This window comes from Neisseria elongata subsp. elongata (genome assembly GCF_900113545.1).
GTDB classification, from domain to species: Bacteria; Pseudomonadota; Gammaproteobacteria; order Burkholderiales; family Neisseriaceae; genus Neisseria; species Neisseria elongata.
The window spans coordinates 65,969-88,367 of the sequence record NZ_FOPS01000005.1 but is presented as its reverse complement, the minus strand read 5'-3'; the positions used below and the strand labels follow the sequence as shown (position 1 = coordinate 88,367).

General features: G+C 54.9%; 23 protein-coding genes and 2 pseudogenes. 11 read left to right on the top strand and 14 right to left on the bottom strand.

Annotated features, from left to right (window positions below; all coding sequences use genetic code 11):
• Positions 1-74: 74 nt before the first annotated feature.
• The 3 genes from BM261_RS06355 to clpX form a co-directional block, all read right to left on the bottom strand.
• The gene (locus BM261_RS06355; RefSeq protein ID WP_074896457.1) at positions 75-335 is read right to left on the bottom strand and encodes a GNAT family N-acetyltransferase; all 261 of its coding nucleotides are present in this window, start codon (positions 333-335) and stop codon (positions 75-77) included.
• 87 nt (positions 336-422) lie between these two features.
• A complete protein-coding gene (locus BM261_RS06350) occupies positions 423-1,487 on the bottom strand; it encodes a zinc ribbon domain-containing protein (protein ID WP_074896456.1) in 1,065 nt (354 codons plus the stop codon).
• Positions 1,488-1,628: 141 nt separating this feature from the next.
• Positions 1,629-2,894 (bottom strand): ATP-dependent Clp protease ATP-binding subunit ClpX, encoded by a 1,266-nt coding sequence (gene clpX / locus BM261_RS06345; protein WP_074896455.1) that lies wholly within the window; start codon positions 2,892-2,894, stop codon positions 1,629-1,631.
• A gap of 349 nt (positions 2,895-3,243) precedes the next feature.
• On the opposite strand from clpX, the gene BM261_RS06335 reads away from it, so the two are divergent.
• On the top strand, positions 3,244-4,185 hold the full coding sequence (locus BM261_RS06335; RefSeq protein WP_074896453.1) for a serine hydrolase: 942 nt from the start codon (positions 3,244-3,246) through the stop codon (positions 4,183-4,185).
• A 250-nt stretch (positions 4,186-4,435) separates the two neighbouring features.
• Here BM261_RS06335 and BM261_RS06330 read toward each other — a convergent pair whose 3' ends face one another.
• Positions 4,436-5,038: an adenine phosphoribosyltransferase gene (locus BM261_RS06330; RefSeq protein ID WP_114910514.1), complete on the bottom strand. Its 603-nt coding sequence runs from the start codon at positions 5,036-5,038 to the stop codon at positions 4,436-4,438.
• A 71-nt stretch (positions 5,039-5,109) separates the two neighbouring features.
• Between BM261_RS06330 and gmk the strand changes: the two genes are divergently transcribed.
• From gmk to BM261_RS06315, 3 genes are read left to right on the top strand one after another with little or no spacing between them, the layout of a single operon-like run.
• Entirely contained in the window at positions 5,110-5,730 is a 621-nt protein-coding gene (gene gmk, locus BM261_RS06325; RefSeq protein WP_074896452.1) for a guanylate kinase, read from the top strand.
• Positions 5,731-5,773: 43 nt separating this feature from the next.
• Positions 5,774-5,980: a DNA-directed RNA polymerase subunit omega gene (gene rpoZ, locus BM261_RS06320; RefSeq protein WP_049248220.1), complete on the top strand. Its 207-nt coding sequence runs from the start codon at positions 5,774-5,776 to the stop codon at positions 5,978-5,980.
• Between the two features lie 21 nt (positions 5,981-6,001).
• Positions 6,002-8,158: a RelA/SpoT family protein gene (locus tag BM261_RS06315; protein WP_074896451.1), complete on the top strand. Its 2,157-nt coding sequence runs from the start codon at positions 6,002-6,004 to the stop codon at positions 8,156-8,158.
• Positions 8,159-8,244: 86 nt separating this feature from the next.
• Here the strand turns inward: BM261_RS06315 and BM261_RS06310 are convergent, their stop codons facing one another.
• The 3 genes from BM261_RS06310 to BM261_RS06300 form a co-directional block, all read right to left on the bottom strand.
• Positions 8,245-8,571: a rhodanese-like domain-containing protein gene (locus tag BM261_RS06310; protein ID WP_074896449.1), complete on the bottom strand. Its 327-nt coding sequence runs from the start codon at positions 8,569-8,571 to the stop codon at positions 8,245-8,247.
• Positions 8,572-8,679: 108 nt separating this feature from the next.
• The gene (locus BM261_RS06305; protein WP_074896447.1) at positions 8,680-9,336 is read right to left on the bottom strand and encodes a protein-L-isoaspartate O-methyltransferase family protein; all 657 of its coding nucleotides are present in this window, start codon (positions 9,334-9,336) and stop codon (positions 8,680-8,682) included.
• A 138-nt stretch (positions 9,337-9,474) separates the two neighbouring features.
• Positions 9,475-10,014 (bottom strand): NUDIX hydrolase, encoded by a 540-nt coding sequence (locus BM261_RS06300; protein ID WP_074896444.1) that lies wholly within the window; start codon positions 10,012-10,014, stop codon positions 9,475-9,477.
• 141 nt (positions 10,015-10,155) lie between these two features.
• Between BM261_RS06300 and BM261_RS12755 the strand changes: the two genes are divergently transcribed.
• On the top strand, positions 10,156-10,617 hold the full coding sequence (locus BM261_RS12755) for a hypothetical protein (RefSeq protein ID WP_074896441.1): 462 nt from the start codon (positions 10,156-10,158) through the stop codon (positions 10,615-10,617).
• Positions 10,618-10,758: 141 nt separating this feature from the next.
• Positions 10,759-10,899 (top strand): annotated as a pseudogene (locus BM261_RS12420) (IS5/IS1182 family transposase); the annotation flags it as partial.
• Between the two features lie 192 nt (positions 10,900-11,091).
• Here BM261_RS12420 and BM261_RS06290 read toward each other — a convergent pair.
• From BM261_RS06290 to BM261_RS06270, 6 genes and pseudogenes are all read right to left on the bottom strand, one after another.
• The gene (locus BM261_RS06290; protein WP_074896438.1) at positions 11,092-11,940 is read right to left on the bottom strand and encodes a hypothetical protein; all 849 of its coding nucleotides are present in this window, start codon (positions 11,938-11,940) and stop codon (positions 11,092-11,094) included.
• A 20-nt stretch (positions 11,941-11,960) separates the two neighbouring features.
• Positions 11,961-13,832: a hypothetical protein gene (locus BM261_RS12880; protein WP_240317917.1), complete on the bottom strand. Its 1,872-nt coding sequence runs from the start codon at positions 13,830-13,832 to the stop codon at positions 11,961-11,963.
• Positions 13,721-14,062: a hypothetical protein gene (locus BM261_RS12415; protein ID WP_143095754.1), complete on the bottom strand. Its 342-nt coding sequence runs from the start codon at positions 14,060-14,062 to the stop codon at positions 13,721-13,723. The genes BM261_RS12880 and BM261_RS12415 overlap by 112 nt, the downstream gene beginning before the upstream one ends.
• A gap of 92 nt (positions 14,063-14,154) precedes the next feature.
• Complete coding sequence (locus BM261_RS06280; protein ID WP_074896435.1) at positions 14,155-15,297, bottom strand: phage portal protein family protein; 1,143 nt, start codon at positions 15,295-15,297, stop codon at positions 14,155-14,157.
• Positions 15,298-15,344: 47 nt separating this feature from the next.
• A pseudogene (gene terL / locus BM261_RS06275) lies at positions 15,345-15,608 on the bottom strand (phage terminase large subunit); the annotation flags it as partial.
• Positions 15,550-16,584: a hypothetical protein gene (locus BM261_RS06270; protein WP_143095753.1), complete on the bottom strand. Its 1,035-nt coding sequence runs from the start codon at positions 16,582-16,584 to the stop codon at positions 15,550-15,552. The pseudogene terL and the gene BM261_RS06270, both read right to left, overlap by 59 nt.
• A gap of 270 nt (positions 16,585-16,854) precedes the next feature.
• On the opposite strand from BM261_RS06270, the gene BM261_RS06265 reads away from it, so the two are divergent.
• Positions 16,855-17,700 carry a S24 family peptidase gene (locus tag BM261_RS06265; protein ID WP_074896430.1) on the top strand — a complete coding sequence of 282 codons (846 nt, stop codon included), beginning with the start codon at positions 16,855-16,857 and terminating at the stop codon, positions 17,698-17,700.
• 276 nt (positions 17,701-17,976) lie between these two features.
• On the opposite strand, the gene BM261_RS06260 is transcribed toward BM261_RS06265, so the two are convergent.
• Positions 17,977-18,450, bottom strand: coding sequence for an FKBP-type peptidyl-prolyl cis-trans isomerase (locus BM261_RS06260; protein ID WP_049248225.1), 474 nt, complete (start codon positions 18,448-18,450; stop codon positions 17,977-17,979).
• Between the two features lie 497 nt (positions 18,451-18,947).
• On the opposite strand from BM261_RS06260, the gene BM261_RS12875 reads away from it, so the two are divergent.
• The 4 genes from BM261_RS12875 (at position 18,948) to rnhA (ending at position 22,224) form a co-directional block, all read left to right on the top strand.
• Entirely contained in the window at positions 18,948-19,208 is a 261-nt protein-coding gene (locus BM261_RS12875) for a hypothetical protein (RefSeq protein WP_074896427.1), read from the top strand.
• 196 nt (positions 19,209-19,404) lie between these two features.
• Complete coding sequence (locus tag BM261_RS06250) at positions 19,405-20,781, top strand: FAD-binding oxidoreductase (protein WP_074896424.1); 1,377 nt, start codon at positions 19,405-19,407, stop codon at positions 20,779-20,781.
• Complete coding sequence (locus BM261_RS06245) at positions 20,781-21,725, top strand: TraB/GumN family protein (RefSeq protein WP_074896422.1); 945 nt, start codon at positions 20,781-20,783, stop codon at positions 21,723-21,725. Before BM261_RS06250 ends, BM261_RS06245 begins: the two co-directional genes overlap by 1 nt.
• A gap of 31 nt (positions 21,726-21,756) precedes the next feature.
• Positions 21,757-22,224 (top strand): ribonuclease HI, encoded by a 468-nt coding sequence (rnhA, locus tag BM261_RS06240; RefSeq protein ID WP_074896730.1) that lies wholly within the window; start codon positions 21,757-21,759, stop codon positions 22,222-22,224.
• Positions 22,225-22,399: the final 175 nt, after the last annotated feature.

Here is a 22,399-nt window from a genome sequence, read left to right as displayed (position 1 = left end):
ATGGCGGCAAACGTCAAAGGCCGTCTGAAAAATACATTTCAGACGGCCTTTGAAGTATTGCGGTTTTTTCAACGTTACTCTTTGTCCGTATTACCGATAAAGCGTGCGGCATAATCGCATTCCGCACTCAGCGGGATGCCGTTGGCTTCGGCGTGCGCCATCAGGGCATCGACCAGCATTTTGGCGATGCCGCGTCCTCGGAAGTTCGGCGATACTTCGGTATGCACGACATTCCAACCGCCGTTTTCTTCAGTGTAGCCGATGTAGCCGGCCTCGAGTCCGTCGATGTCGATTTGGAAGCGGCGTTGTTCGGGAAGGTATTTGATTTCGGGCATGGCTGATTCTCCTGTTGTTTGGGGATATTAGGCCGTCTGAAAGGCGTTGCGCGCCGGTTTGCCGGGTGTTTCAGACGGCCTGAAGGTTTATTTATGACCGGTATCGTTTGGGCCGGCTGCGGAGCCGCAATGGAAGCAGTAGCGGTTGAACGCGCTTTTCCGCGTGTTGCAGTTGACGCAGCGGTTAAACAGGTTGATGCTGCAATGCGGGCAGTAATCCATTTCGGGATGTTGGAAGTCCAGCGGGCGTTCGCAGCCAGGGCAGATGCCTTTGGCAGTGCATTGCTGGGCGCGGTCGTAGTCCATCTGCTGCTGCCGCTCGTCGGCGGGCAGTGCTTCTTCATTGCGCTTGCGTTCGAGGTAGCGGTTCATGGCGACGATGGCGTAGCGGCCGATCAGTATGGTCATCAGGATGCCGACGGCGTAGCGTACATAGCCGCCGTAGCTGGGCAGGTAGGGGACGAGTTCGACGAAAAAGGCAAACAGGGCGAAATAGATGAAGCCCCAAACAAACGGCCACCAGCGCGAGCGGCGTTTTTTGGCGAACAGGTAACCGCCGATAAGCAGCAGCGGCAGGGTGAGGGCGAGGCGGTAGAGGAAGACTTGCAGTTCGATGCGGCGGTCGTCCTTTTCTTTGAGTTTTGATGCGTTATTCTGCTCCTGTTCGAGTTCTTTTTCGTTTCGGTCGCGCTGCTGGCGGTTGTCGAGCTGACGCTGCTGGATGGCGGCATATTGTTGTTGCAGGGTTTGCTCTTTGGCCTTCAGTTCGTCCAGCTTGCGGGTGCGGGCGATGACTTCGGGATTTTGTTCCGATTGTTCGGTAGCGGAGCGGGCGGCAAGCCAGTTTTGCAGGCTTTGCTGTTCGGCGGCGGTTTGGTTGCGCTGTTTTTCCAATTCCAATGCGGAGCGTTCCGCTTCTTCCGTCAGGCGGGTGTCTTCTTCGTTCAGGCGGTCGCGGGCTTGCTGCAGCAATATCCCTTTTTCGCCCATGTAGTCGTCCAATTCGCGGGTTTGTTCGACGGACGGCAGGTCGTTGATGACTTTGCCGCCCAATCCGATGAGGAAGGAGGCAAAAATAAAGGCAATCAGCCACAGGCCGCGTCTGAACCATTTTTCGGGCAGGCGGTTGCCGGCGGATTTGGGGTGGCGCATGGCGTGCTCCGTTTTATGTGGGAAAGGCGGCAGTATAGCGGGGTGTGGGGGGCGGGGGCAATCGGGTATGCCGCCGTCTGAAAAAGGAAAGGCCGTCTGAAACCAGTTGTTCGGTTTCAGACGGCCTCCAAGATTGCACGCTTATTGTGCGTTGTCTTGATACTCTTTGCCGTCGGCCAGCAGCAGGACGGGCTGGCGGTTGTTTTCGATGACTTCGGCGGTAATGACGGCTTTTTTTACCTGCGGCAGGTTGGGCAGGCGGTACATGGTTTCCAGCAGGGCGCGTTCGACGATGGAACGCAGGCCGCGCGCGCCGGTCTTGCGGGTCATGGCCAGTTTGGCGATGGCGCGCAGTGCGTCCGGTTCGAATTCCAGTTCCGCGCCTTCCATGGCAAACAATGCCTGATATTGTTTGACCAGGGCATTTTTCGGCTCGGTGAGGATGTTGATCAGTGCGTCTTCATCCAGTTCGGCCAAAGTTGCAATCACGGGCAAGCGGCCGATTAACTCGGGAATCAGGCCGAATTTGATCAAGTCTTCCGGTTCGACGATTTCGAACAGTTCGCTGATGTCGGCGTTTTCGTCCTTGCTGTGTACTGCCGCGCCGAAGCCGATGCCGCCTTTTTCCGTACGCTGGCGGATGACTTTTTCCAAGCCGGCAAATGCGCCGCCGCAGATAAAGAGGATGTTGGTGGTGTCTACCTGGATGAAATCTTGATTCGGATGCTTGCGCCCGCCTTGAGGGGGAACGCTGGCCACCGTGCCTTCAATCAGTTTCAGCAATGCTTGCTGTACGCCTTCGCCGGAGACGTCGCGGGTAATCGAAGGGTTGTCGCTTTTGCGTGAGATTTTGTCGATTTCGTCGATATAGACGATGCCGCGCTGGGCTTTTTCGACATCGAAATCGCATTTGCCCAAAAGTTTGGTGATGATTTGTTCGACGTCTTCGCCTACATAGCCTGCTTCGGTCAGCGTGGTTGCATCGGCCATCACGAACGGCACGTCCAGTTTGCGCGCCAAAGACTGCGCCAACAGGGTTTTGCCCGAACCGGTGGGGCCGATGAGCAGGATGTTGGATTTGGACAGCTCCACCGCGCCGCCCGCTTTCGGATGGCGCAGGCGTTTGTAGTGGTTGTAAACGGCAACGGCCAAGGCTTTTTTCGCCTGCTCCTGGCCGATAACGTGGTCGTTCAAGTTGGCGACGATTTCGGACGGGGTGGGCAGTTTGCCGTCCCCATCGGTGGCGGAAGCTTTGCCTTCGGCGGCCGCGTCGTCCCCGCCTTCCAGCATGATGCCGCAGGTTTCCACGCATTCGTTGCAGATATAGGCGTTTTCGCCTTCAATCAGATGTTTGACTTCCTGTTCGGCTTTACCGCAAAACGAGCAGTGGCGGTTTTCTGTGGTCATCGAGTGTGCCTTTGTCTGAATCGGCCCTAAGGCCGTCTGAAAAAACGGGGATTATAATAAGCAGCCGTGCTTTTTTCAATTTGCCGCAAGGTGCGGCAGGAAAGGGCGGGGCCACCGCCAAACGCAAACTCATGCAAAACTGCGTATGTTTGCTTTACAAACCGTTTGCTTTTCAAGGAAAATAATGACTTGCTTCAAAGCAAGGCGCACACAACAATCCCTTGATGGCGGTATAACCAAAAAACAAAGCCCGCTTCGCCGGCAAACTGTGTTTCAGACGGCCTCACGGTCGGTTTGAGCCCCGCCGCCCCTTTCCGAATTTCTTTTTGTTAATTTAACGGACAGCCTGATGTTTTCTACACCGTTTTACAAAAAAGCCGCCGCCGTCTTCCTCGGTCTGAGTTTGGCTTCCGCCCCCGTTTTAGCCGACGATTTGGACGTGCTCGGCCAGTTTCTGCAGCAAAACCTGACATCCGACCAAGACCCGTTGGGTACTTTCCTGGCCGAAAATCCGGACGATATGCTGGAAGCGCAAGCGGCGATTGCCGGCCCGTTGCTGTCGTCGCAGGCAGCCCTGATTGTCAATAACCGTACCGGCGAAGTGCTGTATCAAAAAAATATGAACCGCGTTATGCCGATTGCCTCTATTTCCAAGCTGATGTCGGCGATGGTGGTTTTGGATGCGCGCCTGAATATGAACGAAGTCATCACCATTACCGAGGATGAAATCGACCGGCTGAAAGGCACGGGCAGCCGCCTGTCTGTCGGCACGCAGCTCACACGCGCCCAATTGCTGCATTTGAGCCTGATGTCGAGTGAAAACCGCGCCACCCATGCGCTGGGCCGTACTTATCCGGGTGGCATGTCTGCCTTCGTGGCCGCCATGAATGCCAAAGCGCAAAGCTTGGGTATGGCCAACAGCCGTTTTTACGAACCGACCGGTTTGGATTACCGCAACGTTTCTACCGCCGCCGATTTGAATAAATTGGCCGCTGCGGCCAGCCGTTATCCGCAAATCACTAAAAACAGCACATCCACCTACGGCTCGGTGTATACCAGCGCGGGCCGCCAGCAGGATTATAAAAATACCAATGCCTTGGTGCGTGAAGGTTCTTGGGACATCGAATTGCAGAAAACAGGCTATATTCGCGAGTCCGGCCGTTCGATGGTCGTGCGCGCCCGCATAGGCAGGGAACCGGTTACCATCGTCCTGCTCAATTCGCCCACATCCACCACGCGCGTCAATGATGCACGTAAAATCCAAAGTTGGATGATGCAGCGTCCGTCTTAAGCGGCAGCAGCAGTTTAAATATGAAAAGGCCGTCTGAAAACCTTTATCGCGGGTTTTCAGACGGCCTTTTTATCTCCAATGCGGCGCATGCCGAAGTTTTAACCGATATTGATGCAAATCGGCAAACCGTAAATATGAACCATAAATATAAATCGTACGAACCGAGTAACTTGTTGCTTCCAACGCTTGGAAAGCGTTTTCTTTAAGTTTAGGCAAGTCGGCACGGTAACGAAAGCGAAGCCGATTTTCTCTATTTCGGCATGCAACCCTCGTTTTGATACAGGGTAAACAGCGGAATGCCCGCATCGCGGATGCGTTTGCCGCCCGGCAGGTCGGTAAATTCCAAAATAGCGGCAGCTTCGAGCACTTCGCCGCCGAGTCTGCAGATAAGTTCCGCACCTGCAAGCATGGTGCCGCCGGTGGCTACCAAGTCGTCCACCAGCAAAACGCGCGCGCCGCTATGGAAGGCATCCGTGTGCATTTCCACCGTTGCTTCACCGTATTCCAGCGCATAACTTTGGGAAACGGTTTCGAACGGCAGCTTGCCTTTTTTGCGGATGGGTACGAAGCCGACATTCAGCTGATAAGCCAGGGCCGCGCCGATGATAAAGCCGCGTGCATCCAAACCGGCCACAACGTCGACTTTCTGATCCATATAACGGTAAACCAGCAAATCCACCAACAAGCGGAAATATTGCGGGCTCTGCAGGATGGGCGTAATGTCGTGAAACAAAATGCCTTCCTCGGGCCAGTTGGGAATTTTCCGCATTTTTTCAAACAGGGCTTCCACGCCCATCACTTCGGGATGAATCAACACCGCCGTATCCTCATGGCTGAAATCAAAAACGCCCATTGTAACAAATTTTCTATTCCGCAGAGGGATGCGTTATAATCAAGAGCCGTTATTAAGCCGATTTTACTATCATGAACAAACCGACTCCCGGCAATATCTTCATCATTTCAGCCGCTTCCGGTACGGGTAAAACCACACTGGTTTCCCGGCTGTTGTCGGCTCATGCCGATGTCCGCGTTTCCATTTCCCATACCACCCGTTCCCCGCGCGAAGGCGAGAGGAACGGCGAACATTATTATTTCGTCGGTACGGCCGAATTCGAGGGCATGATAGGCAAAGGCGAATTCCTCGAACATGCCGATGTGTTCGGCAATTACTACGGCACCAGCTTCAGCGGTCTGCAAGCACTGCAACGCGAAGGTTTCGACGTTATCCTGGAAATCGACGTGCAAGGTGCGGAGCAGGTGCGCCGTGCGCTGCCGGAGGCCGTCAGCATTTTTATCCTGCCGCCGAGTTTTGCCGTATTGTCGGAACGCCTGCGCGGCCGCAACACCGATAGCGCGGAAGTGATTGAGAAACGGCTGCGGCAGGCACGCGGCGAAATCGAACAATCCCTGTTGTTCGACTATGTGGTTGTTAACTGCGACTTGGCAGAAGCTGAAGCACAATTGAGCGCGATTATCCGTTCTCAACGACAAACCCAGGCGCGGCAGAAAAATTTCATTGAAGGACTGTTGTCCGAAAATTTCTAATTTCCCTATTTTAAACAATTTATTATCGATAAGGACGTAAAACATGGCACGTATTACAGTAGAAGACTGTTCCGACAAAATCCCCAACCATTTCGACCTGACCCTTGCTGCTGCACGCCGTGCCCGCCAACTGGAAAATGGCACTGCGCCGCTGGTGGACGATGTGCGTAACGACAAACCCACCGTTACCGCCCTGCGCGAAATTGCCGCCGGCCAAATTACAGCCGACATCCTGAACCGCAGCAAATAATATCAAACAAGCCGTCTGAAAATGTCTGCGCCTCAAGCCACCGCCCCTTACGACCCGCTGACTGCCGAAGCGCGCAGCCTGCTGTTCAAAACCGCCTCCTACCTTTCCCAGGAAGACAAGCAGCGTTTGGAAAAAGCGTGCGCCTATGCCTTCCGTGCGCACGACGGGCAAACGCGTAAAAGCGGCGAGCCGTACATCACGCACCCGATTGCCGTGGCGACGGAATTGGCCAAGTGGCGCATGGACCTTCAAACCCTGAGTGCGGGGCTGATGCACGATGTTTTGGAAGACACCGGTACGACCAAAGAGGAAATGGCGGCGGAATTCGGCGAAACCGTTGCCGATATGGTGGACGGTTTGTCCAAGTTGGAAAAACTGAAGTACGACAACCAAACCGAACATCAGGCGGAAAGTTTCCGCAAACTGATTTTGGCGATGACCAAAGACATGCGCGTAATCATCGTCAAGCTGTCCGACCGCCTGCACAATATGCGTACACTGGGTTCGATGCGGCTGGAAAAACGCCGCCGCATCTCACAGGAAACGCTCGAAATTTATGCCCCGATTGCAAACCGTATCGGTTTGAATCCCGTTTATCGGGAATTGCAGGATTTGGCTTTTCAAAATATCCATCCCGCCCGCTACCGCACGCTGCAAAAAGCCATGAACAATTTCCGCCGCAACAGGCGCGACGTGGTGGGCAAGGTGTTGGCCGCTTTCAGCCAACGCCTCGTCGGCGCCAATATCGAAGCGCAAATCAAAGGGCGGGAAAAAAACCTCTACAGCATCCATCAGGAAATGCGCAACAAACACCTGCGCTTTGACGAAGTGATGGATATTTACGGCTTCCGCGTGATTACCAACAGCATCCCGGCCTGCTATGCCGCATTGGGTGCGTTGCACAATCTATACCAGCCCAAACCGGGAAAATTCAAAGACTATATCGCCATTCCGAAAAGCAACGGCTACCAAAGCCTGCATACCACGCTGACCGGCCCGCACGGCCTGCCGATAGAAGTCCAGATACGCACGCGCGAGATGAATGCAGTGGCGGAAAGCGGCGTGGCCAGCCATTGGGCATATAAATCCGGCGACGACAAACTCGATCAGGCAACGCTCAATACCAACAAATGGCTGCAAAACATTCTTGATTTGCAGGCACGCTCGGCAAATGCGATTGAGTTCCTGGAACACGTCAAAGTCGATCTCTTCCCCAGCGAAGTGTACATTTTTACCCCCAAAGGCAGGATATTGGTATTGCCCGAAGGCGCGACCCCCGTCGATTTTGCCTATGCGGTGCATACCGACATCGGCAACAGCACCGTGGCCGCCCGGGTCAATAACAGCCCGGTTCCGCTTCGCACTCCGCTGAAAACCGGCGATACGGTGGAAATCATTACCTCCGAACAGGCACGGCCGAATGCCGCTTGGCTGAGTTTTGCCGTATCCAGCCGCGCACGCAGCGCGATTCGAAGCTACATCAAAAACATGAACCGGCACGATGCGGTGGAATTGGGTGAGAGCCTGCTGCAAAAAGCCCTGTCCAGCCTGTTGCCGCGCGATGTTTTACTGTCTGAAGAACTGAAAGAAGCCTATCTGAATGATTTGACTGAAAAGCAGACCAGTTTTGAAGATGTGTTGTACAACGTCGGTATGGGGCATACCCTGCCTGTATCCGTGGCGATGCATATTGCCGAATTGGCCGGGCAGCATTTGGGCGGCGAGGTCAAACTCAGCCCGATAAAAATCAACGGTAACGAGACCGGCCGTGTCCACCTCGGCCCCTGCTGTAACCCTATTCCGGGCGATGCCATCCGTGCGGTATTGATTAAGGATCAAGGCATCATCATCCACCGCGATACTTGTCCCAACCTCCTGAAAAGCGATTCCGACCAGCAACTGGATGCAGATTGGGAGGCCATAGGCGGGCGCAATTATCACACCAATTTGCTGGTTGCTTCGCAAGACGGCCACGGACTGCTGGCGGCAATGGCGCAAGCCATGTCGGAGCAGGGGGCGGATATCGAGGCAGTGGATACGCCTTCCCAAAGCCAATCGGGCACGGAAGGGTTCATCGAATTCAAGTTCCGAATCAAAACCAAAGATTTGAAACAGTTAAACAGCATTATCCACGCCTTGCACAGCATTCCGAATGTCCGGCGCGTTACCCGCGTTTGAATGTTTAAAGCAAATATTTGAAGTAAATGAAGGCCGTCTAAAAAATAGTTTCAGACGGCCTTTGTTTATCCGAAAAGGGCAGCCGGTCAATAGCGGGGCATGGCAGGATCAATTTCGCGCGCCCACGCGTCGATGCCGCCTTTCAGGTTTGCCGTTTGCTCAAAGCCGGCGTCGGCCAGATAGAGGGCGCAATATTGGCTGCGGATGCCGTGGTGGCAATAGACGATGATTTCTTTGCTGTCCGGCAATTCGTTTTGGCGCATGGATAGTTCGTTCATCGGAATCAGAATGCTGTTCGGCAGGCGGCAGAGGGCGGCTTCTTCCGGTTCGCGTACGTCCAGCAGCAGGATATCGGAGGATGCGGAGAGTTTGTCTTGCAGTTGTTGCGGGGTCAGTTGCGGGATGTCGTACATAATCGGATTTCGGTTTGTGTGAATGCGGTTTGCCGTTTTCAGACGGCCTTTGAGTAGAAACGGCCGGGTGGAAATGCCCGGCCGCAAGCTGCATCATGGAAGTATGGTTTAAAAATCGAATCCGCCGAAAGGAGCGGCTTTTTTACCGTTCAAGTTGGGAATCAGGGTGTCGAACAGTGTTTTTTCGCTGAAACTGTCGCCGTTCCGGGTAATCAGGCGGGCGCGCTGAACGGGATGGCTGCCGGTAACGGCAATCAGGCGGCCGCCGTCGCGCAATTGTTGTTTCAAGATTTCGGGGATGTCGTCCACCGCGCCGCCGACGTATACGGCATCAAACGGGGCGGCGGCATTTTGCGTCATCAGGCCGTCGTTGGTTTGGAAAACGATGTTGTCGTAGCCCAATCCGTCCAGTACGGCTTTTGCGCGCGCTTGTTGTTCGGGGTCGATATCGACGGTAACCACTTCCGCCGCCAGTTTGGATAAGACGGCAGAGGCATAGCCCGAACCAGTGCCGATTTCCAGCACTTTGTCGGTCTTTTTCAAGGCCAGCCCCTGAATCATGCGGGCGACGATTTTCGGTTCCAGCATGGTACCGCCGTTAGGTAGGGTCAGCGCAAGGTCGGCGTAGGCATAGTTTTTCTGTTCCTCGCCGACAAAGGCTTCGCGCGGGATGGCTTCCAGTGCGTCGAGAAGGTCGAAGTCCAACACGTCCCACGGACGGATTTGTTGCTCGACCATATTGAAACGTGCTTTTGCAAAGTCCATTTTGTGCTCCGTTGTTTTGCTTCGGTGTGGCAGACGGCGGGATTATAAAGGTTTTAGTGTGGCTTTGACAGTTGGCGGATGATGCCGGTTGTCGGTGGAGGCCGTCTGAAAGGCAGGGTAGGGCAGTTGGCGGCCTTTTCAGACGGCCTCTGCCAGTAGCCAGTGCTGCAGGCCGATTAAGGTTTTTGCATCTTGGATTTCGTTGTTTCTGACGGCGGCCAGTACTTCTTGACGGTCCAGCAGCACGGTTTCGACGAATTCGTCTTGGTCGGGTTGCAGGTTGCTGCTTTTGCTGATGTTGAAGGCGCGGTAGAGGTACATTTTTTCGTCACAGAATCCCGGCGCGGTGTAGAAGGTGGCGGCCAATTCCACTTTTTCGGCTGCATAAGGCGTTTCTTCCGCCAGTTCGCGCAGGGCGCAGGCGGCAGGGTCTTCGCCTGCGTCGAGTTTGCCGGCCGGCAGTTCGAGCAGGGCTTGGCCGGTGGCGTAACGCCATTGGCGGACAAAGACGATTTTGTTGTCAGGGGTTTCGGCTAAAACGCAGGCAGCCCCGGGATGGCGGATGACGATGCGTTTGCTGTCATTGCCGTTGGGCAGGCGGACGGTGTCGCAGGCGATGGTGACAAATGTGCCGTTAAAAATGGGTTCGCTGCTGATTTGGGTTTCGGTTAAATCCATGATGCTTTCCTTGATGGTGTTCGGGCCGTCTGAAAAGGCGGCGGCCGTGATTATAGCGTTTTCAGACGGCCTTGAGGTTTGATTTGCCGTACGGGCTGGTGGAAATTAGAATATGGCGATTTTGGTTTGACAGGAAATAATATGAAAACGAAGGGTGTGATGTTGTCTATGCTGCTTTGCGCCGTTTGCACGGCATGGGCTGGTAATGACCGGGATGCGGAGAAAATCCGTTTGGTGGAAAAGATTTATCGGGAACAAGGTTTTATGAAATATGCCTCTCCTGAGTTTAAACGGATTGTCCGCAAGGGGGAGAAGATTGTCTATCGGGACGAGCCGATGGGATGCGAGTTGTTCGAGCATTATCAATTGGGCTTCAGTAACGGCGACAGCGAAGTGCCGTGGGTGCAGAAATTGAAGATTTCCGTGCGTCCGAACGGCATGGTGCACGCGCATTATTTGGTTGAGGGGAAACGCCGGGTCGATAATGATTTCAAGATTTCCTGCAATGGCGGAAAGTGTATGGTTGATGATGTGCTGTATGGGAAGTCCAGCTATCGCAAGGCTTACGAATATATCGTGAAATTTGGAAAATGTCCTGAATAGGCAATGAATAAACGCATAAAAACCGCAAGCCGAATTTGATGCGATTGATACCGTTCAGGATTGTTTAAGCAGGATTTTTTGAAACCGGCTGTTGTTTTGCGGGCCTGCCGCTTGCCCAAGGTCGGATAGAAGAAAGCGGGAAAGCACAATTATAGTGGATTAAATTTAAATCAGGACAAGGCGACGAAGCCGCAGACAGTACAAATAGTACGGCAAGGCGAGGCAACGCCGTACTGTTTTAAATTTAATCCACTATATGTGTACGGTGAAGTCCGGTTCGGCAGGAAAAAAGGCCTGAAAAGTGTAAGGTCGCGCGAGTTTTGTCATAGTTTTGCATTTGTTTTGTCATAGGCTGTGACAAAAGTCGCGCACAGAATCTATGACAAAAGTTGCGAAAATTTTAACTCACCCATCAGCTTTTGCCCAAATTTATCCCCGTTTAATGGTCTGTTAAATGGGGATTATCTTATACCTTTAAGAGTCGCATGTGCTGTTTGCACTAAAGGCCAGGTAGGCATCGCCCGATGCGTCGAGGTTGTCATAAACCGTGCCGACGGGGACGGCGGTGAAATCGGGCATTTCCTCGGCAATACGGAGGATGCCCGGCAGCAGGCCGCGCAGGGGTGTGTCTTTTCCCGCCCTGCCCTCGGTAAGGTAGATTTCCGAGGCCGAGAAGCCGTTGGCGACGGGAGACGGGTATTTGCCGCCATAGGTATCGGCCAGCGACACCATGCTCACGTCGATGCTTTTTTTGACGGCCAGATAATCGTAAGTAAAGTAACGGATTCCTTTACTCGAGGAGTTGTATTCTGTGCCATTGGAAAATATGCCCGCAACAAAAACATTTTCCTGATGCGACACGCCCAATCCCGCGTAGTCGCCGAAGATAAGGAATGGGACAAGCGCGTTCTTGTCGGTCGGCAGGATGAGGACGAATCCGCGCGCATGGCCGACCAATACCCAGGCGTTGGCTGCGTTACGGGAGTAATAGGAGAACTTGTCGTAGCCGGAATCGTACCTGATGAGCGGCTTGTCGCCCGCCGTGGCGGAGGAGGACGTCTGAAACACCTGCATCAGGCCGTATCCGCCCTTGTCGTCAAGGGAAAGTACCGCCCCCGTGGCGCGGTTGTGCTTGCTGCGCCAGCAGGCGGCGTGGCCGTCTTCATACTGCATTTCCCAGCCCAGCGGCTGTTTTGTGCCGTAGCCGTTGGTCAGGCAGGCTTTTAAAACGGTCTTCAGGCTGCCGGCGGCGGCGGAAAGCTGCGGCGCGCCCTCGTCGGTGGAGCGGTAGACGGTGACGGGCACGCGTTCGGTTTGAAACATGATTTTTTCCTTTCGAAATGTTATTCGGCCACGGTGTTGCCGCGCAGGCAGGCGGTAAAGCCGTCTTTTTCCGTTTGCCGTGCGGCGGAGGGCTGCACGCTCCTCAATATCCACACCGGCATCGGCGTGCCGTAGGTGTTGAAGCGGATGCAGTTGCCCGCCGACCAGCCGCCGCCGAACGCGGCCGCCGGTAAGGTGAAATAGGGTTTGCCGGTGGCGGGGTTCGGCGGGGCGAGGTCGGTAACGGTGTCGCCCTGCACCACCAGCCCCAGCGTCTCGCCGTACAGTTGGTAGGTGTTCTCGCCCGTGAAGCGGATCAGCCAGCGTTCGGTTACCGCGCCGTTACTTTTCAGTGCCATCGGGTAGTTGGCGGTATTGAGGCGGGCCAGTATCGGGTCGCCGCGCACCGCCTCCGCCCACACGCCGTCCCATGTTTTTTGTGCAAACGGTTCGGTGGCGCGTACCAGCAGGTCGCCGCCGACCAGGGCGGAGGAAACATATGTGCCTTCCTGCGGGTAGTCGCGGGTCAGCGGGGTTTGCAGTTTCAGACGGCCTGAAACGTCGGCGGCCGTGATGCGGTTTTCCTCCTCCCACGCGAGGACGGCGGTCAGCGGCAGGGTGTGGCCTGCGAGGCTCAACGGCTCGGCAAAGGTCAGTTTGCCCGCCGCCAAATCGATGCTGTATTTTTCCGCCGAAACGTGTTTGCCCTGCGCGTCCAGCAGGCAGGCGCGGTCAAGGTTCTGCCGCGCGAGGGCGACGGTTTGGCCGCCCGTGAAGCTGCCGCCCAAATCCTGTTTGAGGCGGTTGCCGATGACGATCATGTCGCCCTTGCGGAAGACGGGCACCCGTTTGTCCCGCGCCTCAATCAGGCGTTGCAGGTCGGACAGCGGGATGCCGATTTGCGGCGGCGCGGCCTCGAAGGCGGCGGCAAGGCCGGCCTGCGGGTTTTCCGCCCGCGCCTTTTCGGCCTGCTCTTCCTGCTCGGCGCGTTCGCGGTAAATCTGCCGCTGCAGGGAGACGGCCTGCCGGTATCGGGCGGCGGCCTCGCTGTTGCCCTGCGCTTCGGCTTCGGCCAGCTTCACGTTCAATTCGCGCAGTTTGCGCTCTTCTTCCAGCCGCCTGGCCTGTTCGCCGTCGCCGCGCAACCGGGCCAGCTCGGTTTGCAGTTGGGCCACGGTATCGGCCGCTTCGTCTTTGAGGGCGGCCATTTTGTCGCGGGCGGCGGCAACGGCGGCATTGAGTTTGTCCAACGTGGCATCGTCCAGCCGCCCGAATTGCAAGGTGGCGGCGGCGGTGGCACGGTTAATCATCTCCATATTCACCGTGCCGTCCGATACGGCGCGGTTGAGTGCCTCGGTTGCCGCCTCCGCCTCCCTGACGCCGTCTTTGAAGGTTTTAACCCTTGCCGCCCACTCTTTAAAGCCGCCGTTGATTCCCGCCGTGCCGATGCTGCCCAAAGGGGTGAGGGTTTTCATCGCGTCGCCCATCGCCCGGATTTGTTCGCGCGTCATGCTCAGGTAGTCGTGGACGTTGACGGTCATCTTGCCCCACGCGCCGCCCGCCGTTTGGGCGGATGCCTGCGCCGCATGGCCGACCTCTTTGTGGCCGTCGGCGGCCTGCCTGACTGTATGGCCGTAGCGTTCGGCGGCCTGCGATGCCTGCGCGTAGCCCGTTTCGGCCTGCTGCCCGACGGCGGCGGAGGCGGCGGCCAGTTCGTCCGTCCGCACCTTGACCTGTGCGACGGCCTGGTCGTATTGGGCGGCGGTGATGATGCCGTCCGTTACCTGCCCCACGTCCACGCCGATTTTGGCGAACGCGGCCTCCACCGCCTGCGCGGCTTTCTGCGCCTCGCCGCCGATGTTGCCGACCTTGGCCGCCGTTTCGTCCGCCACGATGCCGGCATCGCGCAGCGGCTGGCGGCATATTCCGCCGTCGCCTGCACGACCTGCTGTAAACCCTCTTTAATGGCATACAGGCCGCCGCCCACACCCGCCACGCCCAGCATTGCCCCACCCATGCCGCGCACGGAGGCGGCAATAGGGTTGAGTTTGGACGGCACGCCTTTCAATTCGGCCTTCAGTTCGCGCACTCTGGCCGTATAGGCGGCGGTTGCCTGTTTCAATTCGCGTTTGGTCAGCGTGCCGCTTGCCTTCAGTTCGGCATAGGATTGTTTGACCTTGGCCAGCTCCGAGCGCGCTTGGTCGGTTTTAATGCCTAAAAGCCCAGCACGTCGCGGTAGTATTCTTCGGTCAATACCAGCTGCCCGGCGTCAAGGTACATTTTGTCGCGCTCGGCACGGGTTTTGTCTATCCGCACTTCGTCGTCAAACTCGAACCACACGCCTTTCGGTGCATGAATCGGCCTGCCGTAGGCATTGTTGACCATGACGGCGGCGTCGACGAAATGCTGGGCGGCACGGGAGAGCATGACCAGATAGGAGGCGATGCGTTCGGCACGGTTGTTTTCTTCGGTTTCCTGCGCGGCGCGGCTGCCGGTCTCAAGGTCGCTGGTCTTGACCTTGCCCAGCAGGGTTTTTTGGATGCGGGCGTTGGCGAGGTTTTCCAGCCGTTTGAAGGCCTGGCCGTCTGCGGTGTTTTGCAGCATCTTCACATCGTCCTCGCGCTCGATGCTGACTGCGCCGCCGCCGAGAAAGTCGATAAACCGCCGCATGAAGCCGCGGTGCTCCTCGTCCGTACCGGCGTTGATTTTGGCCACCATATAGGGCTGGGCGTAGCGGGTGATGAATTGGGCGGCAAAGACGAAGCCTTTGCTGCGCAAGGCGACGGGGGCGTACAGCCGCGCGGCCGCCATTTCCCCGGCCGGGTTGGTCGAGGTGGCGCGGTGGGTCAGAAACAGGTACATCACATTGGTGTCGCACACCTCTTCGCCCGCCGTGCCTCGGTACATCAGGCTGCCGTCGCGGTAGGGGACGAAACGTTCCAACTCGCCCCGTTTACTTGATACGTTGGCGATGCGGATGCCGTCGTCGCCCTGCGCGTAGACGTAGCGTGCCACGCTGTAACCGTTGAGGCGCGCATCGATGACTGATTCCGCCAGTGCGGCCATATGTTGCCGCAGCATTTTCCACAGGCGGTCTTTGTCCTCTTCGGACAGGCCGTCGCCGTACAGCCGCCACGGTTTGGCCAGCATGGCGGCGCGCAGGTCTTCGGTGCAGGCGGCCACCTCATCGTCGGCGTAAACCACATCGAAGGCGTGCTGCCTGCCCACGCCGAGGCGGGCAAGCAGGGTGTCGTTGCCCGTCATATCGGCAAACATATTCGACAGTGCGTCTTCGGTGGCCGCGGTCAGGTGTTTGACGGCGGCCTGACGTTTTTTACCTTTAATCAATCCGAACATTTTTTACTCCTCAGGCCGTCCGAAACCTTTTCAGACGGCCTGACAAATTAGATGGTAAAGGGCACAACGGGGATTTCGTAAGCCCTCATGTTTTCCGTTGCGCGGCCGCTGGTGGCCGCCATCCACAGCATATGCAGCGCATCGGGGCCGTCGTCGTGATCGGCTTTCGGGAAATGGCGCAACTGGCTAATCAGCGTCTTTTGGTCGGGGTTGAGCAGGATCAGCCCGTTTGCCATGTGCGGCTGCAAGGTCTCAATCCGCAACATTTTGTCCGATGACGGCTTGATACCGCGTACGGGGATAAGCCCGCGAATGCGTCATCGTCATGCCCAGCCTGCCCATCAGACCGGTTGCCTCATCCGTCATCATCAAGTTTTCAAAGCCCTTGCCCCAGTCCACATACCAGAGCGCACCGATGGCCGCGCGGCTTGCGTGGCTTAAAGCTTCCAGCACGGTAAACCGGCTTTCCGCCAGCCCCACGCTCCAGCCCATACACCGTCTTGTGCCAACGTCCAAGACCGTCGTGATTTCAGGTCTGAACGGCAGCCCAGATAACGGATTCAACACCTCCGCATCAAACGTATGACCGTCGGCGGTGTAGATAGCGGCAGGTTTCAAATGCATAAAATCGCGCCGTTTGTGCGGCAGGATATTTTTCAAATCCCGCGCCCCGCGTCGTCCGCGTTCACGCTCCACATTGCCCACCTTGTCCAACCAGCGGCGCACGGTATGGATACTCGGGCATTCATTCCCGTCCGATTCCAGACGCCGTAAAAAAAAACGGTAAGCTTCGGCAACTGACGGTTTCATCGGTAGACGGTAGCATTCCATAAACAGCGGCAGCCAAGACGGTACGTTCATATCTTTCTGCGACATTTTCGGCGCAAGGCTGTTACGTTCGCGGGCTGCAAACCAACGCTTGATTGTCCGCACGCTCGGCAGCTTTCCGCCGCCGCCGCGCCCATCCGCCGCAAGGGAAAACAGCTTCGCAATATGCTCGAAGCCCGGCATCTTCGCCTGAGTCAAAACAGTAGTAATCGCCGCCTCCTTCGATACGCCCGCTTCGGCCATTACCCGCTCAACCGCCGCCAGTACACCACGGCGCGATGATTCGCATAAACGCTGTTGCTCGGTCGAACCATCGACAATACACACCGTTTCAGGCAGGGCGAGTGGGGTTTCTTCATTCCTGACGGCGGGTTTGCCTTCCATCTCCGTGGGCGAGGGTAAATCTGCCAGTCCGCCCAAGGCCTCCTCCAGCTTCCGCGCCTGAATCTGTTTCATCACATCGGGCGGCGGGGCATACCCGTCTTTTTTCGGCTTTTTTCCAAATTGTTAAAGATCAAGTCCAAATCAGTTATACTTCTTTACAAGTTCCCGTTTGAAGTTGTAAACATAGTATAGTAGTACACCGAAGTGCGCAACTTAATTTACGCTAAGTTGTCTACCAAAACACATAACCATATGATTTTAATTAAAATAAAGTGTACTACTTTGAGATAAAAAAGTGGACTACTTGGGAATTAAAGTAGTCCACTTTATGGAGAGGTATTTTTTATGGAATATAGCGCACAAGAAATATGTGATTTAGTAAGTCAAGCAACGGCTAAACAGATACATATTGACCTCCCATCATCAAAAAGCGGTGTGAAAATAAGAGCCGAAAAAGAAGGATGGAAAAGTAGAATAGTTCAAGGAAAAGGGGGTAGAAATGGTCAAAAAACTGTTTATAGCCTACCAAATGATGTTATTAAAGAGTTACAGGCAAAGGGATTGATTCCATTACTTGAAAAATCCCATTTAGAAAATAAAGTTGAAAATCAAAAAATAAATGAGCCCCCTGCTGCTTACCTGATACATCAAACAGCTATTCAGAAACGAAAATCAGGTGTAAACGAGCCGGCTATTCCATTGGTTATGCAGGATATGGTCAATGAATACGACATTTGGTCAGAAGGTCAAGATGTTAGTTCAATCGTGCCTGTTCGCTACCACACTAACCTCTTTGGCAGGGCAGGACACGGTGAACGCTTCGATGAACAGTTAATTACCGAAGCTATGTGGTTTCGCGCCTCGTTTTTTGATGTACTCGGCGTATCGCCGGATAAATGCTTCTGTTCCCGTATAAAAGGCGACAGCATGGAGCCAACCCTTATAGATAGAGGGACAGTGCTTTGGCAGATGACCGCCGATTATTTAGGTGAGGGAATATATCTATTCCGCCAATATGACGACATCCGCATTAAACGCCTACATAGGATAAACCGCTATACATACAGAATTGTAAGTGACAGCTCCAATAAAGACAGCTATCCGACTGAAATCCTCGATCTATCTCAAAGCCAAGACTACGACTTCGAAATTTATGGTAAGTACCTCTGGGACTGCGGTATCGCGTCGTGATGGTTTTGTTTGTTTTCTGATAGGCCTATGACAAAAATCGCGCGAAACTGTCAGAACTTTGACAAGTTTTGCGCGATTTTTTGCATTTTTAAATTTTGCCGGCTTTTCTTCTATTTTTCTGTTTTTATTAAAATTTCACCCTTTTTTTTCGTATTCCCCACTATGACAAAACTAACACCACCCCACAAAAAGATGGGAAAACCAGACTGGTTAAGATAAAAGGCCGTCTGAAAATCGGTTTTCAGACGGCCTTAATAATGAGTTGGAACAGGCTGATCAGTGATGATGGCCATGCGGGCCGTGAACATGGCCGTGTTCGATTTCTTCTGCGGTTGCCGGGCGGATGCTTTCTATTTTGGCTTTAAAACGGATTTTCATGCCGGCCAAAGGATGGTTGCCGTTTACCACGACTTTGCCTTCCGCCACATCTTCTACGCGGAACACCACCACGTCGCCGTCAGGCATATCGGCTTCAAACATCATGCCTGGTTTGACTTCGGTCGGGAAAGCGTCGGCAGATTCGATGCGGATGAGGTCGGAGTCATGTTCGCCGAAAGCATCGTCGGGCTGCAATACGACATCCACTTCGTCGCCAATGTTTTTTTCATGCAACGCTTCTTCCACCAGAGGGAAAATACCGTCGTAACCGCCGTGCAGATATACAATCGGCTGCTCTGTTTTGTCGATAAGCTGGTCGTTGGCATCAAACATTTCGTAATGCAGGCCGACGACGGTGTCTTTTTTAATCATGGATGTCTTTCGGAACAGGTTGTTAAAGATTGCATTGTAGCATAGTACCCGTATGTGCTTTGTTATTTGCTGTCGGGCTTAGGGGAGTGCAGCCACCCCTCTGCTATTTGAGGATTATTGTTGCGTTTTTACTACGTATAAACCGATATTGTGGTAAATAAATATTTTACGCGAATGTTTAACCGGAGTATCAGAAAATGATGATTAACACAGTGATAGAAATGGAAAAATATAGCCAGGGCGGTGTTGAATACTCATGTTTCGTATATGTCTTTTGTATATATCTTGTTTCAAAAAAGGGAGATTCTACTTTGCATAGGTTTAATGCTGTGTGATTCAGGTCAAAAGTATGATTGATTTTGCGGGAGCGGAGGGGCATAATTGCGGCGTTCAGCATGAATCTGCAAAATTTTCCATCCGGCCCAAACGGAGCCGGATGGTGTGTTTTTGCTGATATTTTATTGACTATAATATTGTTTTAAAGTTAGGTGTTTAATATGAAAAAATCTCTTTTGGCTGCTGCCTTGATGTCTTTGTTTTTAACTGCTTGTGGCGATAAAGCCGCTAACACTGCTGCTTCTGCTGCTAACGCCGCATCTGCCGCCGTTACTGAAGCTGCATCTGCTGCATCTACTGCTGCTGCATCTGCTGCATCTGCCGCTACCGATGCTGCTGCTTCTGCCGGAGAGGCTGCCGCATCTGCTGCCGAGGCAGCTGCATCTGCTGCTGATGCAGCTGCATCTGCTGCCAGCAAATAATTTTGTAAAGCATCATTCTCAAAAGGAGCGCTTCGGCGTTCCTTTTTGTTTTGACCATTGTCGGTTTGATGCAGTTCAGAATGGTTGAAATCAGCCTATCCGTCCCGATGCGGCGACAGGCCTTCTGAAAACCTTTTTCAGACGGCCTGTCTGTTTCCATTATAATTCCGCGCTCCATTGCCAATATTTAAATGCTATGTCTGCTATTTACCAACAACTCGCCGCTTTGCTGCTGCCGCAGGAAATTCTGTCCGAGCCTGCAGGCCTACTGACCGACCAACGCCACCGCTATACCGGAACGGCTGATTTGGTGTTACAGCCGCAAAGCGTGGAGGCAGTGCAAACCATCATGTGTTTTTGTTTCGAGCACTGCATCCCCGTTACCCCGCAGGGCGGCAATACCGGACTCTGCGGCGCGGCTGTGCCGAGTGGCGGCGTTTTGCTGAATTTGAGCCGTCTGAACCGCATCCGCAGCATCAGTACGGCTGACAATGCGATTACCGTTGAAGCGGGCTGCGTGCTGCATGACGTGCAACAGGCGGCGGAAGGTGCGGGTCGGTTTTTTCCGCTCAGCCTGGCCAGCGAAGGATCGTGCCAAATCGGCGGCAATATTGCCTGCAATGCGGGCGGGCTGAACGTGTTGCGTTACGGTACGATGCGCGATTTGGTGATGGGTTTGGAAGTGGTACTGCCGAACGGCGAATTGGTTTCTCACCTGCATCCGCTGCATAAGAACACCACGGGCTACGACCTGCGCCAACTGTTTGTCGGCAGCGAAGGCACGCTGGGCATCATCACCGCAGCCACGCTGAAACTGTTTGCCCTGCCGAAAAGCCGCGAAACGGCTTGGGTGGGCGTGAACGGCATCGGGCAGGCGGTAGAATTGCTAACCCTGATTCGGGAACGCTTTGCCGAACGCCTGTGTAGTTTTGAATTGATCAGCCGCTTTGCTTTGGAATTGTCGTCCGAATACAGCGGTATTACGCCGCCGACCGATGCGCCATGGCACATTCTGTTGGAATTGACCGACTCGCTTTCCCGTGGTGATTTGTCCGACCTGTTGGCCGAAACCTTGACGGAGCATGGTTTCGACAACAGTATTTTGGCTCAGTCGGAAAGCGGGCGGCGCGATATGTGGACGTTGCGCGAAAACATTTCTGCCGCCCAACGCCGTCTCGGCGCGAGCATCAAACACGACATCGCTATGCCGATTGCGCGGGTGGGCGAGTTTGTCGCCAACTGTGGCCATGCCTTACAGGCGGCTTTTGCGGGCATAGACATCGTGGTATTCGGTCATTTGGGTGACGGCAGCCTGCATTACAACACTTTCCTGCCGCAAACTGCAGACAACGGTGTTTATGCTTATGAAGACGCAGTCAATAAGGTTGTGTACGAAAACGTGCTGGCCTGCGACGGTACGATTGCCGCCGAGCACGGTATAGGCCAAGTGAAAAACCACTGGCTGCCGCGTGTGCGGAGCACTGCCGAAATCACCCTGATGCGGGCGGTCAAGGCTGCTTTCGATCCGCACAATATGATGAATCCGAACAAACTTTTGCCGGAGCAGCCGTAATGTGCAAACGCCTTATCCGCCATGCCGCCTGCCTGCTGTTTTTATCGTTCCCCGCATTGGCGGCGGCTTTCGACTGGCATACGCCGGCAATGGACAGCCGTTTGTGGAAAATCAGCAAGGCCGGCCAGCCCGATTCTTATCTTTTGGGAACGCACCACGTCGGCCGCAGCGGCGATGCCTTGCCCGACAACATCCGCCGCATCCTGCAGCAAAGTGACCGGCTGATAACCGAAGTTGCCATGCCGTCCAAGCCCGATGCCGCGTACAGCCGCGATGTGGCCGCCATGCGCGGGCGCGCTTTTCAAAACGGCGGGCGGAAATTGTCGTCCGTTATCGGCGTAGAGAATGTCGCCGCCTTGAAAAAACGCCTGAGTGCCTATCCCTCCACCGCCGCATCAGCCGCCGGTTTGGACGATATGACGCCTTGGGGTGCGCTGATGCTGCAGGCTTCCGTCAAGCCGCAGGGTTTTCAGACGGCCTCAGGCATAGACCGCCTGCTTGCCCGTGCCGCCGAGCAATACCGCATACCTGCCGACAGTTTGGAGCGTTATCAGGACATCACGCGTCCTTATGAAACCCTGCCGACCGCGCGCATTGCCGAACTCATCGCCGCGAACAACCGCCATCCCGAACAAGCCGCCGCCCAAATCGAACGGCAATACGCACTGTATCATTCAGGCCGTCTGAAAGAACTGATACGCCTTTCCTCCGACAGCAGCGAATACAGTAAAGGATTGCCGCCGCAGAGCACGGCCTTTTGGCAAAATTGGCTGGAACAAAGCGTACTGCTGCCGCGCAACCGCGCGTGGCTGCCGAAAATTCTGAACGAACTGCCCAAACGCCGAAACCTGATTGCCGTCGGCATCGCCCACCTGCCCGACGAAAACGGCCTGATTATGCAGTTACGGCGGCAGGGTTATACGGTTGAACCTGTTGCCGAATAGACAAAAGGCCGTCTGAAAGCCCGAAAACATGATGCAAGAAACCACCGACAAAACCGTATACCTCTACACCGACGGCGCATGCAAAGGCAATCCCGGCACAGGCGGCTGGGGCGCGCTGTTGCGCTATCGCCGGCACGAGAAGGAACTCTTCGGCAGCGAAGCCCAAACCACCAACAACCGCATGGAACTGACCGCCGTCATCGAAGGCCTGAAAGCCCTGAAACGCCGCAGCCGCATCGAAATCCACACCGACTCGCAATACGTTAAAAACGGCATGGAAAGCTGGATACACGGCTGGAAGAAAAACGGCTGGAAAACCGCCGCCAAACAGCCGGTCAAAAACGAAGACCTGTGGCGCGAACTCGACCGCCTGTGCGGCGAACACGACGTCGTTTGGCGGTGGGTAAAAGGCCATGCGGGGCATACGGACAACGAACGTGCGGACGCACTGGCCAACCGCGGCGCGGCAGCCGCAGCCGGTCGGGCAGGGCGGTCATAATGGGATGCAGGTGCTTCATTTTTACAAAAAACGGCTTACTCCGCTTTTACTGCCTTCATACGAGGTATTCTGCTATATGATAGGGAATTGACGGTTTCGGCGGTTGCCGAATATCAAGATGAGTTCATCCGTTTTTATCGGGAGATAAACGCCTGATTTTCAAACGTGGCGGAAA